This window comes from Syntrophaceae bacterium, assembly GCA_013177795.1.
GTDB lineage: Bacteria > Desulfobacterota > Syntrophia > Syntrophales > UBA2192 > UBA2192.
Map to the genome: position 1 here is coordinate 820,707 of JABLXY010000001.1, position 12,164 is coordinate 832,870.

Genomic DNA, 12,164 nt, shown 5'->3' on the forward strand with positions numbered 1-12,164 from the left:
CCCGGGTCGGTTGATTAGGTTTCGGTCGCCTGGATCTCGACGACGCCCTTCTCGTCCATCCGGGTCGCGCCGATGAACATCCCGACGTAGACCTGGGTCGCGTAGTTCTTGTCGGCCCGCTCGGAAACGCGGGTGATGATGTCCGTCCCGATCCCCAGGAGGATCGAGCTCTGGCTCCAGGCCAGGCAGGAGCGCGTCGTGCCGGACTTCTGGAGCCTTTCCGTCCGGATGAATTTGAAGCCGATGAACGTGTCGATCTGGCCGGCGGCCAGGGCCTTGACCGTGTTGTAGTCGGCGGATTTGATCTCCGTCGCGTTGAGCAGCTCCATGAGCTGGGCCGAGGTCAGCGCCAGGAACCGCGGCTCGTCCGGGTCGTTCTCGTAGGAGTCGAGGATCTTCTTCGCCTGGAGGAGCTTCGTGATGTTGAGGCCCGTCGAGCCGTGCGGGATCTGGTGGGTCGCGGTCGGGAAGGCGTAGGTCGTGTTCCCGTCCCGTCCGCCGTAGGCCGTCGCCAGGGCTGCGGCGATGATCGCGTCGTCGATGGCGCGGTTGTGGGCCGCGACGGCGTTGATGACGTACTTCGAGGTCGGGTCGGTGATGAGGGCCGCCCGGTCGAAGATCTCGATGAGATCCGCCCAGTCGTAGGCGTCCATCGAGACGCGCCTGCGGACATGCGGCGTGGAGATGAGCGGCGTGTCCGCGTGGCGCTGAGCCCGCTTCTGCGCGGAGGTTGCGTCGATCTGGTCGAAGAACCCGTATTCCCCCCGGACGCTCTCCTCGCGGACGCAGGGGCGGAGACGGGAGGGCTTCTGCTGCTGCAGCAGGACGACGTTGTCGTTGTACTGCTGCACCATTGCGGTGGTGACTTCAAAGGACATGGTCAATCCTCCTTCGCGGTGATCTGTGGTCAATCAAAAGGGTGGTCAGCCTCTTGCGATTGCCCGTTGCCGGATCGCGTCGTAAAAACCGCTTTCCGGATCCACCACGAGGGAAGGATTGCCCGGTGTTTTGGAGAGCGGGCCGCCGGGGCCCGGGAGATCTCTTGTGCAGGTTGTCCCGGCGGCCGCAGCTGTGACGTTATCTCGCGCCGAGGATGATCTCGTTGAGCCGCATGACCGTATCGAGGGCCTCCTGGTGGCGCGGGTGCTTCTTGTCCAGGTAGGCCGCGTTGAGCGGGTTGTCCTTGTTGTAGAGGATGTCGCGCTTCTTCGCCTCGGCGTCCTTGCCCGTGAGCTCGAAGTCCGCCTTCTCGCCCCGCACGAGCGCATCCTCGCGCATGTTCTGCCCGATCCGCGCCAGCATGGCGACGACGAGCGGGTCGTTGCCGCAGCGCTGGGACAAGGCGGCGACCTCCTCCGGCGAGCCGCCGAAGGTCTTGAAGACGCGGTTTGCAAGCTGGATGGCCTCGTCCGCCTTGCCGCCGAAGATCTCCCTGATCTTTTTCTCGCCGTCTGCGTAGGCCCGGTCCATCGCGCCGGCGGCGTTCTGGAACTCCTGCACCGCGAGATCGTTGTAGAACTTGTAGAGCCCCTGGGCCTGCCTCGGCAGGATGCCGAGCTCGTGGCAGACCTTCTTGAAGCTCTTTTCGAGCTCCTCGTTGTAGGCCATGCCCTCGGGGATCCGCGGCCGCTCGAAGGTGTAGCCGTCAGGGCTCTTCGGCCGGCCGAGCTTGTCGAAGACCTGGCTCCAGTACTCCGGCGTGTCGTTCTTGCCGGCCGGCAGGGCGATCTTCTCGGCCCCGATCATGCTCTGGGCGGAGATGAAGCCCTTGACCAGGGATGGGAGATCCTTGATGTTCGCGAGGCTCGGGTCCTGGGCGTACTCGGGCGGGATCATCGACCGCCAATCCGCCGCCCCCTGACCCCCTTGTGCGCCTTGGGTTCCTCCGCCCTGGGCTCCGCCTGCCGCCCCGGATTGCCCGGTTGCTCCGGATCCGTTCATACGTCCAGAACCTCCTTGATCGGATTTTTGTACTCATCCCGGACCATGCCCAGGATGTAGAGCACGACGTTTCTGCCGCCTTCATTGAAGACGGCCTCCGTTGCATCGCCCCGGTAGGTGGGACCGACGAAGCAGAACCGGTTCGCGAGGTCGTCGAGGATCATCTTTCCCTGGTCCGTGCCGAAGAATTGCTGGTAGGCTGCCCGGAGCTGCTTTTCCCGGCGCTCCTCGTCCTTCTCGTCTATCCCTCCCCGGTGCGTGAAGATCCGGATGAACCGGTCAAGCATTGCCGGAGGCCCCCTGCATGATCATGTCGAGAACCGAGCCCTGCTCAACTTTCTTCTCGAGCGGCACGGCCCCGGCGACCTTCTCCATTCCGGCCTCGAGCCTTGCCTTCTCTTCCGCGGCCGCCCTCTGCCGCCGGAGCGCGTCGCGGTCCCTCTCGGGCCGGATGAACTCCTCCGGGACGCCGTGACGGCGGGAGATCCCGACGACCGCCTTGTCCAGGTCGAAATTGTCCATGACGTCCGGCTTCGCCTCGGCCACATGGGCGGCGAAGGCGAGGCCCTTCTCCACGGCGCGGACCTCGAAGATCCGCATCGCCATGGCGAGCTTCGAAATGTATTCCACCTCAAGGCCCGCGCCTACCAATGCGCGGGGCACGGGCTCGATGTAGCCGCCCCGGTACATGATCCAGAACACGCGGGAAAGCAGTGGGTCGTAGAGCTCGCTCTGGAGCCTGCCGAGCGCGGGCCCCAGGAGCATGAGCTTCTCCTCTGCCCGCTCGAGAACCTCGGTCGCCGTCATCTCTCGCGGGGCCGCCGCGAGCATGGTGAAGAGGTCGACGAAGAAGTTGCTCTCGATCGCCCGCCGGCGCTGCTCTTCGTATTCGAGGTTGATCCGGATCTTGTCCGGGACGTAGAGCGGCTCGGGCTTCGTCGGCGGCTTGTAGTAGTTGATCCCGCCGGGCGTGAGCCGCATCGGCGTCAGGGCCATCTCGTGCGGGGCCACGAGCGGCGGATCGGCGATTTTCTGCAGCGCCTTGATGTCGGTCTTCGACATCTCGTTGACCATCTTCACGTCGGCCAGGGCGTCCATGCCGGGGGAGCGGCCGTATTCCTCCTCGGAGTCCTTCGTCCAGCGCGGCACCATGTAGGGCATCTCGTGGTAGCCGCTCTCGCTCAGGATGTTCTTGCCCTCCCGCTCGACGTAGAAAGACGCGAAGGGCAGGTTTCGGCTGCCGGCCTTGGGCCTGAGCGTCCCGTGACGCCGGTCGAAGAACCGCTCGATGTCCTCCCGGGGAAAGACGGCATGGATCACGTCGAAGGTCTGCGTCGGGTTTTTCTCCGCCGTCTTGCGGACCTTCTCGCTCGCCGTGTCCGGCCACCTGCGGACGATCTTCCGGGCCGTCATGCGCTCGAGGCGGAAAACCGTGTCGACCAGGCCGTCCTCGTTCTCCATGACGCAGACCCGGCCCACGCTGAACGTCGAGAAGGCCAGGATATTCCGCTTGCCCTCCCCGCAGTAGATCGGCCCGGTCCCCGCCCAGCCGAGATCGACGTAGACCTCGTGGATCGCCAGCCCGAAGTTGGAGGAATTGAGGGCGTCGTGCATCCGCTCGGAGGTCTCCCGGAGCCAGCGCTTCACGTCGGGCCTGCGGGCGAGCGCCTTGTCCTTGACCGTGAGCTCGAACCAGGGGGCGGCGGGGCTTGTCAGATGCCCGTAGAGCCCGTTTGCGAAGGTCCGGACGGCCCTGAGCGCGGTGCCGTCGAAGATCCTGGAGCTCCGCTTCGCGCCGAGTGTCCCCGTCGTCGTGACCGTCGCCTTGACCGGGCACATGAAGTCGGCGACCTCCTGCAGGTGCGCCTTGAGCGTCCCTTTCCGGGCGTCGAGCTCGTCGAATCTCTGGACGATTTCCGCAGGCCTCATGGAACCGGTCCTTTACTGGCCGAGCAGGGTCTTTTTCATCGTGTTGGCCGTCTCGGCGAGCCCGGCCGGTCCCGTGAGCAGGGTACGCGTCCTTCTCTTCGCCGCCGCAAGGAGCCTCGAGCGCTCGGCCTGCGCGGCCTGGGAGCTCTCCTTGCTCACCTCCGGGGCGGGCGGCTGGTCGACCTTCGTCTCCGGGGCCGCCGGCAGCGGGGGCAGCTCGGGAAGTTCGGGCTCCTTGAACATACTGACAAACGGGCTGACGATCTTCTCAAGGGGCTTTGTGACGGAGCTCATTTTGTTACCTCCCGAAGGGGTTGTAGTCCGTGACCGCCCGGCTGTAGCCTCCTGCCGCCGGGGACGGCATCCTGCCGTGGCCCAGGGGATCCTCGTCCATGATCGCGTGCGTCATGCTTCGCTGCATCCAGGGCAGGCCCGCCGGCGCCGCCACCGGGATCCGCTCGGCGGCCAGCAGGAAGTAGGCCGTCGCGTGCCGGTAGTGATCCGGGCCGACCTGCTTGTACTCGTAGAGTCGCGAGCCGTTGGGCTTCTCGACGAGGACCTTGACCAGGTTGGACATCTCGGTTGCATATTGCTCGATCTCGGAGGTGAGCCGCGGGATCTCGAGCCGTCCGGGCGTTGTGACGGCCGTGTGAACCCGGTCCAGGAGCTCCGTCCGGTTCATGACGACGAGGCCCTGGTCGAGATCCCAGCGGGCATCGCCCCGCTGGTGCTCCTGGTAGTCGGCGAGGAAGACCTGGAAGCGCTCGGCCTGCCGGAACTCCCTGGCCTTGTGGATCTCGGGCTCCCGGTCGATGACGGCGCAATCCACGCGGAACCGGAGCGCGAGGTCGTGCAGCTCATTCCATTCCCTGAGCCGGGCGACATGGCAGATCTTGAGGCAGCCGGCCTGGGGCTTGTAGCCGACGACGACGTGCAGGAAGGTCCCGACGTCGACGCCCATGGCGCAGGGGCCGTCGTGCCGGGTCTCCATGGCGTCCCGTCCGATGCACCGGTAGACGTCCTGCGGGGAAAGACGGTTGGCCGCGTCGACGTAGGCCGTGGCGAGCTTGGAGTTGTAGAAGACCTGCCGCTCGCCGGGCGGCGCCTCCGAGATCCGCTCGTACTCGTTCAGGATGGCCGTCGGGTCGACGTACATCGAGCAGAGCTGCGAGATCCACCAGCCGCGGCAGTCCTTCACCGAGGGCGACATGGCGACCCAGCGGCCGGCCCGCGGGTGGATCTCGCCGCCGCACCGGACGCAGGCCCGGTAGGCGGTGCCGTCCTGCCGGCGCCGGAGGCACTTCGGGAACTCGAGCTCGAGGACCGTGTCGTGCTGGCAGCGATCGCAGCGGATCGCCCAGACGTGCCTGTCGCTCGCCTTGTAGGCCGCGTCGATCCCGTAATCGGGAACCGTCGGGGTCGAGAGCTTCTCGAACTCCTTGATCTTCGAGTGCGCGACGCGCTCCAGGGCGAGGGCGACCATCGCGGGGTCCATCTCGTCGTACTCGTCGAAGGCGATCCGGTCGACGGGGATGGACTTCAGTTTCGAGGACGTGGCGGCCAGGCCCTCGATCTTCTGCGTCGCCCTGGCCCCCCGGAGGTAGAGCATGGCGGAGCCGATCTTCTTGATGTTGGCCGCGTCCGTCGACCGGACGTACCGGCCGACATGCTCGGGATTGTTCTCGATGAGCGGGTTGAAGCGGGCCTTCGAGAAGTCCCCGACGTCGTCGGCCGTCGGGAACAGGTGCAGGACGCCCTGGGGATAGCGCCGGTGGATCATGCCGTGCAGGGTCTTGATGACGGACTTCTCCGTCCATCCCATCTGCGAGCCCTTCATGGCGACCTGGTTCGGGTGCATGTCCCGCAGGGGCTCGGCCAGGTACTCGTGGGCCTCGTGGGCGAAGGGGCCCGACGTGAGCCGGATCGCGTTGTTGTAGGCCCAGTACCAGGCATCGACGGCCCGGAGGCGCGCCGGCGTGTCGCCCTGGACGTCAAGCTTTCTTGCGGCCCTTGCCATTCCTTCCCTCGAGCTTCTTCGCATATTCCCGGCTCACGTCCAGCAGGAACTCCCGCTCCTCCGGCGTGATCGAATCGTAGGTGACCGGGGCCCCCTCCGGGTCGGTGAGGGCGAGCTTCTCGACGTAGAGGCCGTGAATCCTCTGCGCGTCTTCCCTCGCCCGGACCTGGACGTCGAGGCAGTCGAAATTGACCGCCACGAGGGCCTCCTCGGCGCTCTGCGCGATGATCCGATAAGCCTTCGGCCGTCGTCTCTTCGGAGGCTCCCCGCCCCGGATCTGCGCGGCCACCTCCTCGGTCCAGGCCTTGAGATCAACGAGACGGCCCTTGATCTTGAACGTGCGGGTCTCCTTGCGGTGGAGATCCCGCTTGAGGCGCCGGGCGAGCCATGCCACCGTGATGCCCTCGTCATCGAGGCTCTGCCGCATGAGGGTGACGGCGGACTGCGCCGCCTTTTCAGCTGCTTCTGCGGTGACGACAGGAACCTTCATCGTTTCGGGCATATTCCACCATGTGGGACGGTGTTGCATCTAGTAGCATTAATCGTACAAATACCGTCAATTTTTTCCCTTTTCGGCGTCTTGCGGCTCGCTTTCGCGATACGTGAACCAGCAGAGCCCCTCCGCCCAGCGGATGAAGACCGCCCTCGGGATGCAGACCCTCTTGCGCATCTTGATGACCGGCATCCGGAAATGCCTGGCGATCGCCTTGGCGGTCCTGACGTCCATCACCGGGCCGTCTCCGGAGAGCGCCTTTGCGATTCCCTTCCAGGTCAGGATCATCAGGTCTGCGTCGCTCATCGGCCCTAGTCTCCCTCGCCGGTCTGTTTCTGCGCCGGGCTTGGCGGCCTGCGGCTCGTGACCTCGACCATCCGCTCGCCCTTCGGGGTTTGGCCTTTGCGCTCGACGTAGATCACGTCGCCCTGCTTCTTCTCCTCGGCCATCGGTCATGCACCTCCTTGCTGCGCCTGGTTGAGCCATTGCGGCGGCCTCTCCTGCTCCGGGAAGTACCTGAACTTCGCATACTCCGCGGCGGCCGTCTCGTAGTCCCTGGGGATGATCACGGGCGGCAGCCGGCCGATGCGGGCCTCCTGCCGGATGATCTCGACGAGGCGGCTCCGCCTGTAGGTCATCTCGAGGACGATGACCTCGGCCATGAAGAGCCAGTAGAAATACTCCTGGCGGAGCTCGTGGACGAGTTCGCCGGATTCGGCGATTGAGGTCTGGACTTCACGCTTCGGCATGGTTGGTCACCTCCTCGGTTTCTCTCAAGAGCGATGCTTGACGGTTGAGTTCTTCCAGTCTCGCGGGCTCGTCGCTTCCGTGGATCTCCCGGCCGATGCTGCGAATCAGCTCGCCGATATTCCGCGACTTGACTGTCGTCACGGCATGCAGGTTGACGCGTGAATAGCCTTGCCTCAAGGCCTCCGCGAGCGTCATGTACTGCGCGGCCCTGACCTGCCGGCAGCGACCGCAGGGCGCGCTGAAGGTCGGCGGAACCCTGTAGCCCCTGACGGGCCTGGTCAGGCAGAGCAAGCCTCCCTCGCAGTCCGGGCAGTCGACGGATTCCTTTCGGGCCCGCTTCTCCGGGTGGGCGTCGAGCCAGGCGTTGTAGAGCTCCCAGATCACAGACGGGAGGTTCTTCGGGAAGGCTTCGAACTGTTCGAAGATCCGGGTCTGGATCCAGCCGATGCTTTCGCCCGGGATGCCGCGGATCCGCTCGAACCAGAGGTCGAGCGTCCTGTCGGACGGGATCTTGCGCTCGTAGTAGGCCGAGACGGTCTTGATCATCTCGTGGCATTCAATGGGCGTCATCGGTTTCTCCCTGCGTTCGCAGCTTGTTTTTCAGCCAGGAGTCCGGGTCTCGCGGTTCGATCAGCGGCCCGTCGCGTATCGGGAAGACGCCTTTCCAGCCCATCGCGACGGACTGGTTCAGGACGGCCTCGGGGTCGTGGCCTGCCTGCCGCAGCTTGTCGAGCTGCATGACGATGAGCTCCTTTGCGCGTTCGGTGATCCCGCCTTTCTGGCGCTTTCGGGACTCGATGAACGCATCCCATGCGTCACGAGGGACCCAGTCCGGAGGGGAAAACCCGTTTCCCCCCTTGCGTAAGGGGGGTAAGGGGGGTTTACTCTTCCCTTCCCTTTCCCTTTCCTTTCCAGCAATGAGCCCTCCGTGAGGAGGAGGTGAATCTTCGGTGAGTAATCCATGAGGGCTCAGTGAGGGCTCAGTGAGTCCTGCGTGAGTGTTGGATGAGGGCTCATAAGTGCCTGATTCTACTGCCTGGATTATTTCTTCGGGAGGTTCGGGGTTCCTGGTGTCTGACGGGCGGTTGATTTTCTGGTGGGTTCGGAAGTTCCGGATGTAATAGTACTGCTCGCCACCGCTCGAGAACGGGACGATGACCTTGATCCTCGCCAGAGCCGCCAGCCACTCATTGAATGTCGATTGCTTGATATCGTCGTAGGGGAAGATCCGGTTCTTGAGCCAGACAGGGTGCCCCTTGACGACCCCGTAGTCGTCGGCGAAGTTCCAGAGGCCGATGAAGAGTAGCCGTGCATCACGTTGGATGGATGCCAGTTTCTCGTCGTCCCAGAACTCCGGCTTGATCGTCCTTATCCTTGCCATGCTATTTATTCCCTCCTGCCGGCGAACCATCGAAGCAGCGTCCGGACCGCCTCGCCGTTTCTGACCTGCCGGGGCGTGAAGCGCAGAAGCGACCAGCCGGCCAGGGTGAGCTCGTTGTACTTCTCCATGTCATTCATGAAGCCGGAGCCGCGGACGTGCCGGCCGCCGATCCATGCGCCGCCCTCGATCTCGACGGCGAGCCGATGCTCCGGCCACGCGTAGTCGACCCTCCAGCGCCGGGCCGGGTGGAACCGGTACTCCCGGACCGGAACCGGCAGATCGTAGCTGCCGAGGACCGCGTCGAGCATCCGGCCGTCAACCCCGATCGCCATCCCTATCCCTTGACGCCACCAGGAGCGCCATGGCCACGATCCCGATGTTAGCGCCGATGAAAAGCCCGGCGACGAGTCCTTTGTAAAACGGAGACAGAGCGTTGAGCGCTTCCATGAGGCTTTTCCTCCCGGGAGTATCCTCTCCAGCCGCACATCAGGCAGGAGGCTTCGAGAGCCCGGCCGTGCCGGCTGCCGATTTCATAGACCTGGACCGCACGCGATCCGCATTTCCCGCAAGTCATTCCTGCCCCTCGCTTTCCTTCAGCAGCTGCCGGATGAGCCGCGCGATCTTGACGGCCTCGGCATCGCCATTACAAAGATCTACGTTATATTCGTTGCTTCCGTTGCTCTTGAGATATAGGCTGGGCCTGAAATTGGCTTCGTGAAGCACTCGCGAGACGGTCTTGAGGATCTCGGCGTTGAGCTTCTTCTTCCAGGGCGCGGTGAGACGGTCGACCATGCTCTTCGTCATGGAGGGCAGACGGACCTGGTAGATCGCGTCGAGCTTGTCCGTTTCGAAGTCCAGGTCGTGCATGAAAATTTCCCGTTGTGGCCCCTCACACGTTGTGGTAGAGGAAAAGCGGGGCGGGCGTGTCCTCCCGGGCCAGTTTAGCGCCGGGCGGGCGGGACAATCGGATGCGCCGCCATCCGACCCCGCATTGCCGGGCTGTGAGACGAAGGCCGCAGGACCCCCGATAGCGGCCGGGGACAATCCGGAGCGGCTCGTACCCGGAAGGGACCCACCCCGTCGTCATTCACGCCGCCTTCTTCAGGCTCCGCAGGTGAGCCTTTAATCTCTGGAGCAGCTGATACTCGGCGAGGCCCTTGCGGTAGCCGGTCAGCGCCATGTTCAGGGAGTTCGAATTGACGCCCAGACGTTCGGCGAGGATCTTCTGGGCCCCGAGCTTGTCCAGGTCCACGTCGACCATGAGCTTCTTGCACGTCCGGCGCAGCCGGTCGACCTTCTGATCGTTGATAGGGAGCAATCGTTCTTTTCTCAAGTTGCAACCTCCTTCAGGTGAATTGGCCATGATACCAATCGGGAAATGCCCAAAATGCGGAATGATGGTGAACCGCGTCAACGATGAGGAGATCCAGGTTTGCGTCGGCCTGACGCCGAAATGGCGCGGCGTTTCTTTCGTTTGCACGTCCTGCAATTCGGTCCTGGGCGTCGGCATCGATCCTGTTGCCCTGAAGACCGATCTCGTGAATGAGGTCGTGGAGAGACTCCGGCAACGGTGAACGCCGTGACGGCGTTCGGGTTGCGAAGGCTGACGTTCAGCGACGGATCATCTTCCAGAGTGAACGCCGTGACGGCATGCGTGTTGCGGATGCCGAAGTTCATCGCGCTTTCGAGCATTCTCCTGAACTCCTCGTCGAGTTCCGGGGAATCGCCCACAAACCGGACGCCGCTTCTGCGTTTCGTCATGCCAGGTCCTCCTGAAGCATGGGGAGAGTTTGGGTCCTCTCCCCTGAAAAGAACCGTCTCCTGAAGCAGAGGATACACAGATAATTCTGTCTATGTCAAGAAAAAGAGCAGATAAATCTGTATATGAGGGGTTTGGCGCTCGCCTTTCCAGCGCTGTAAAGGATAAAAATGCTTTTGCAAAAGCCGTTGGGGTGAGTTACGAAACGGTGCGCGTCTGGTGCAATGGTGAATTCCTGCCGAACCCCCCTCAACTGCTAAAAATCAACGAAATATTAGGAGTTAGTATCGACTGGCTTCTAACTGGAAAGGGCAATGGAATCACCGACCCCGACCTCGAGGCCGCCCGGGAGATCCTCTCCTGCGGCGACGAGGCCATCATCCGGTCGTTCCGGGAGCGGCTGCGGGACTACGGGATAGCGATTGCAAGGAAAAGAGAACTGGATTATCTTAAATGCAGGCTGGCGGAGCTGGAGAAGAAAGTGGAGAGCCTCCTGCCGGGGGGAGACGCCCCGGGCCGCGAGGAGGCAGGCGGCCCGGCCGCATCAAGAAAAAAGGCAATGTGATCTATCTCGTCGGCTGAAGGCATGAAGGTTGCAGAAATCTTTTCTGTTGACAATTACACAAAGAACATCTACTTTCTCAGTTCAAATCTCCTTTAGGTGCACAATATGGGAAAGAGCGACTTTCTCTTTGCTCGACCGAATTTTATAAGCGGGATTGCACGGCTTTTTGACTTGGCCGGTACGTTAAACGTCTATAATGAATCGAGAACCGGCGAAGAAGCGGACATTGTCGCCTTTTATCGCGACTGGCTGGCCATTGGCGATGATTTGAGAACAGCCCTGGAGAAATACCGCCAGGGGCAGGAATGTCATGGGTAAAAACAAAAAGAAAAACAGAACCCTACCCATTCAATCCAACCAACAAGTTTCTCGCCCGAATTCACACCTCGAAGCCAAACAAATCCAGATCCAATCCTTTAAGGGCCCGCTGCCCGCTCCGGAAATGCTGGCCCAATATGATCAGATCGTGCCGGGTTCCGCCGAAAAGATCATTCAATTGTGGGAAGAACAGGTACATCATCGAATGAATTTAGAACAGAAAGCCATTTCAGCTGATATAAGCCAGAGCCGGTTGGGGTCGATACTCGGATTCGTTATTGCGATGACGGCCATTGTATGCGGTACGATTCTCGCTTATTTGGGGCGACCCACAGAGGGGATTGCCGCCATCATTACCGCCCTGGGCGGGATTATCGGCGCATATGTTTGGGGCAGCTATCAGAGAAGAAAAGAAAGAGAGGGCAAGCTGGAGACCCCAAAACAGCCCTCCTGATGAAAAGAGTTCTGGAGCTGACCTCCCCCTTCCGACCCCCCCCCGGCGGGGTTTTTCATTTCTTCAGCGCCGTCACCTCACAGACCCTGTCGTTTTCGTCGTACTTCACCTGGTAGACCTTCTCGTCGCCGCTGAAAACGCCCTCCGTCGGCGTGCCCACCACTTCCCAGATCCCAATCGTCAGGACGTCCATCACGCCGTGAAACACGGCCCTGCCCGCCTTCGCCCCGGTGCTGTAGCCCTGGATGAACTTGAAGATCTCGCACTTCTTGCCGTCCTTCACCTCGCTGCTGATCGGGTTTCCGAATTCAGCCAGCAAAGCGCCCCTAGGTGTCCCGACCTTGAACAGCTCCTCGTTCTTCAGATCCGGCTGCTTCGCCGCCATGAACACGGAGCAGCCCGGGCAGGCCAGCAGGACAACGAAGAGAACCGCCGCAATCGAAACCAGCCGCTTCATCTCTTGACCTCCGGAAAAGTTATTTCGTTCGGTTAGTTAGCAAAGAAAATGCCAGAGGGAGGGGGAAAATGTTTGCCCGGATAAACAGATAATTCTGTAT

At 62.5% G+C, this 12,164-nt stretch carries 20 protein-coding genes; 4 read left to right on the top strand and 16 right to left on the bottom strand.

The window, feature by feature from the left end; all coding sequences use genetic code 11:
• Positions 1-14: 14 nt before the first annotated feature.
• The 15 genes from HPY67_03785 to HPY67_03855 all read right to left on the bottom strand — a co-directional run bounded on the left by HPY67_03785 (position 15) and on the right by HPY67_03855 (position 9,844).
• Positions 15-878, bottom strand: coding sequence for a hypothetical protein (locus HPY67_03785; protein ID NPV03834.1), 864 nt, complete (start codon positions 876-878; stop codon positions 15-17).
• 199 nt (positions 879-1,077) lie between these two features.
• Positions 1,078-1,836 (bottom strand): hypothetical protein, encoded by a 759-nt coding sequence (locus tag HPY67_03790; protein NPV03835.1) that lies wholly within the window; start codon positions 1,834-1,836, stop codon positions 1,078-1,080.
• 101 nt (positions 1,837-1,937) lie between these two features.
• On the bottom strand, positions 1,938-2,228 hold the full coding sequence (locus HPY67_03795; protein ID NPV03836.1) for a hypothetical protein: 291 nt from the start codon (positions 2,226-2,228) through the stop codon (positions 1,938-1,940).
• Positions 2,221-3,870 (bottom strand): hypothetical protein, encoded by a 1,650-nt coding sequence (locus HPY67_03800; GenBank protein ID NPV03837.1) that lies wholly within the window; start codon positions 3,868-3,870, stop codon positions 2,221-2,223. Before HPY67_03800 ends, HPY67_03795 begins: the two co-directional genes overlap by 8 nt.
• 12 nt (positions 3,871-3,882) lie before the next feature.
• On the bottom strand, positions 3,883-4,164 hold the full coding sequence (locus tag HPY67_03805; GenBank protein ID NPV03838.1) for a hypothetical protein: 282 nt from the start codon (positions 4,162-4,164) through the stop codon (positions 3,883-3,885).
• 4 nt (positions 4,165-4,168) lie between these two features.
• Positions 4,169-5,887 (bottom strand): hypothetical protein, encoded by a 1,719-nt coding sequence (locus HPY67_03810; GenBank protein NPV03839.1) that lies wholly within the window; start codon positions 5,885-5,887, stop codon positions 4,169-4,171.
• Positions 5,862-6,389, bottom strand: coding sequence for a hypothetical protein (locus tag HPY67_03815; GenBank protein NPV03840.1), 528 nt, complete (start codon positions 6,387-6,389; stop codon positions 5,862-5,864). The genes HPY67_03810 and HPY67_03815 overlap by 26 nt, the downstream gene beginning before the upstream one ends.
• Before the next feature lie 54 nt (positions 6,390-6,443).
• Positions 6,444-6,686, bottom strand: a complete 243-nt coding sequence (locus tag HPY67_03820) for a hypothetical protein (protein NPV03841.1) — start codon at positions 6,684-6,686, stop codon at positions 6,444-6,446.
• Positions 6,687-6,691: 5 nt separating this feature from the next.
• Complete coding sequence (locus HPY67_03825) at positions 6,692-6,829, bottom strand: hypothetical protein (GenBank protein ID NPV03842.1); 138 nt, start codon at positions 6,827-6,829, stop codon at positions 6,692-6,694.
• 3 nt (positions 6,830-6,832) lie between these two features.
• Positions 6,833-7,129: a hypothetical protein gene (locus HPY67_03830; GenBank protein NPV03843.1), complete on the bottom strand. Its 297-nt coding sequence runs from the start codon at positions 7,127-7,129 to the stop codon at positions 6,833-6,835.
• Entirely contained in the window at positions 7,116-7,700 is a 585-nt protein-coding gene (locus tag HPY67_03835; protein ID NPV03844.1) for a hypothetical protein, read from the bottom strand. Before HPY67_03835 ends, HPY67_03830 begins: the two co-directional genes overlap by 14 nt.
• Entirely contained in the window at positions 7,687-8,511 is an 825-nt protein-coding gene (locus tag HPY67_03840) for a hypothetical protein (protein NPV03845.1), read from the bottom strand. The genes HPY67_03835 and HPY67_03840 overlap by 14 nt, the downstream gene beginning before the upstream one ends.
• Before the next feature lie 5 nt (positions 8,512-8,516).
• On the bottom strand, positions 8,517-8,819 hold the full coding sequence (locus HPY67_03845) for a hypothetical protein (GenBank protein ID NPV03846.1): 303 nt from the start codon (positions 8,817-8,819) through the stop codon (positions 8,517-8,519).
• Between the two features lie 262 nt (positions 8,820-9,081).
• On the bottom strand, positions 9,082-9,378 hold the full coding sequence (locus tag HPY67_03850; GenBank protein ID NPV03847.1) for a hypothetical protein: 297 nt from the start codon (positions 9,376-9,378) through the stop codon (positions 9,082-9,084).
• A gap of 220 nt (positions 9,379-9,598) precedes the next feature.
• The gene (locus HPY67_03855) at positions 9,599-9,844 is read right to left on the bottom strand and encodes a hypothetical protein (protein ID NPV03848.1); all 246 of its coding nucleotides are present in this window, start codon (positions 9,842-9,844) and stop codon (positions 9,599-9,601) included.
• A 64-nt stretch (positions 9,845-9,908) separates the two neighbouring features.
• Here HPY67_03855 and HPY67_03860 point away from each other — a divergent pair, with 64 nt between their 5' ends.
• The 4 genes from HPY67_03860 to HPY67_03875 all read left to right on the top strand — a co-directional run bounded on the left by HPY67_03860 (position 9,909) and on the right by HPY67_03875 (position 11,607).
• Positions 9,909-10,085 (top strand): hypothetical protein, encoded by a 177-nt coding sequence (locus tag HPY67_03860; protein ID NPV03849.1) that lies wholly within the window; start codon positions 9,909-9,911, stop codon positions 10,083-10,085.
• Between the two features lie 279 nt (positions 10,086-10,364).
• Entirely contained in the window at positions 10,365-10,835 is a 471-nt protein-coding gene (locus HPY67_03865; GenBank protein ID NPV03850.1) for a helix-turn-helix domain-containing protein, read from the top strand.
• 105 nt (positions 10,836-10,940) lie between these two features.
• Complete coding sequence (locus tag HPY67_03870) at positions 10,941-11,153, top strand: hypothetical protein (GenBank protein ID NPV03851.1); 213 nt, start codon at positions 10,941-10,943, stop codon at positions 11,151-11,153.
• Positions 11,146-11,607 (top strand): DUF2335 domain-containing protein, encoded by a 462-nt coding sequence (locus HPY67_03875; GenBank protein NPV03852.1) that lies wholly within the window; start codon positions 11,146-11,148, stop codon positions 11,605-11,607. The genes HPY67_03870 and HPY67_03875 overlap by 8 nt, the downstream gene beginning before the upstream one ends.
• Before the next feature lie 55 nt (positions 11,608-11,662).
• On the opposite strand, the gene HPY67_03880 is transcribed toward HPY67_03875, so the two are convergent.
• Positions 11,663-12,064: a hypothetical protein gene (locus tag HPY67_03880; GenBank protein ID NPV03853.1), complete on the bottom strand. Its 402-nt coding sequence runs from the start codon at positions 12,062-12,064 to the stop codon at positions 11,663-11,665.
• Between the last annotated feature and the right edge of the window lie 100 nt (positions 12,065-12,164).

What these genes read in the sequence shown, in the direction of transcription:
- HPY67_03785 (NPV03834.1), bottom strand. Translation starts at nt 878, where the DNA reads ATGTCCTTTGAAGTCACCACCGCAATGGTGCAGCAGTACAACGACAAC.
- HPY67_03790 (NPV03835.1), bottom strand. Translation starts at nt 1,836, where the DNA reads ATGATCCCGCCCGAGTACGCCCAGGACCCGAGCCTCGCGAACATCAAG.
- HPY67_03795 (NPV03836.1), bottom strand. Translation starts at nt 2,228, where the DNA reads ATGCTTGACCGGTTCATCCGGATCTTCACGCACCGGGGAGGGATAGAC.
- HPY67_03800 (NPV03837.1), bottom strand. Translation starts at nt 3,870, where the DNA reads ATGAGGCCTGCGGAAATCGTCCAGAGATTCGACGAGCTCGACGCCCGG.
- HPY67_03805 (NPV03838.1), bottom strand. Translation starts at nt 4,164, where the DNA reads ATGAGCTCCGTCACAAAGCCCCTTGAGAAGATCGTCAGCCCGTTTGTC.
- HPY67_03810 (NPV03839.1), bottom strand. Translation starts at nt 5,887, where the DNA reads ATGGCAAGGGCCGCAAGAAAGCTTGACGTCCAGGGCGACACGCCGGCG.
- HPY67_03815 (NPV03840.1), bottom strand. Translation starts at nt 6,389, where the DNA reads ATGCCCGAAACGATGAAGGTTCCTGTCGTCACCGCAGAAGCAGCTGAA.
- HPY67_03820 (NPV03841.1), bottom strand. Translation starts at nt 6,686, where the DNA reads ATGAGCGACGCAGACCTGATGATCCTGACCTGGAAGGGAATCGCAAAG.
- HPY67_03825 (NPV03842.1), bottom strand. Translation starts at nt 6,829, where the DNA reads ATGGCCGAGGAGAAGAAGCAGGGCGACGTGATCTACGTCGAGCGCAAA.
- HPY67_03830 (NPV03843.1), bottom strand. Translation starts at nt 7,129, where the DNA reads ATGCCGAAGCGTGAAGTCCAGACCTCAATCGCCGAATCCGGCGAACTC.
- HPY67_03835 (NPV03844.1), bottom strand. Translation starts at nt 7,700, where the DNA reads ATGACGCCCATTGAATGCCACGAGATGATCAAGACCGTCTCGGCCTAC.
- HPY67_03840 (NPV03845.1), bottom strand. Translation starts at nt 8,511, where the DNA reads ATGGCAAGGATAAGGACGATCAAGCCGGAGTTCTGGGACGACGAGAAA.
- HPY67_03845 (NPV03846.1), bottom strand. Translation starts at nt 8,819, where the DNA reads ATGCTCGACGCGGTCCTCGGCAGCTACGATCTGCCGGTTCCGGTCCGG.
- HPY67_03850 (NPV03847.1), bottom strand. Translation starts at nt 9,378, where the DNA reads ATGCACGACCTGGACTTCGAAACGGACAAGCTCGACGCGATCTACCAG.
- HPY67_03860 (NPV03849.1), top strand. Translation starts at nt 9,909, where the DNA reads ATGGTGAACCGCGTCAACGATGAGGAGATCCAGGTTTGCGTCGGCCTG.
- HPY67_03865 (NPV03850.1), top strand. Translation starts at nt 10,365, where the DNA reads ATGTCAAGAAAAAGAGCAGATAAATCTGTATATGAGGGGTTTGGCGCT.
- HPY67_03870 (NPV03851.1), top strand. Translation starts at nt 10,941, where the DNA reads ATGGGAAAGAGCGACTTTCTCTTTGCTCGACCGAATTTTATAAGCGGG.
- HPY67_03875 (NPV03852.1), top strand. Translation starts at nt 11,146, where the DNA reads ATGGGTAAAAACAAAAAGAAAAACAGAACCCTACCCATTCAATCCAAC.
- HPY67_03880 (NPV03853.1), bottom strand. Translation starts at nt 12,064, where the DNA reads ATGAAGCGGCTGGTTTCGATTGCGGCGGTTCTCTTCGTTGTCCTGCTG.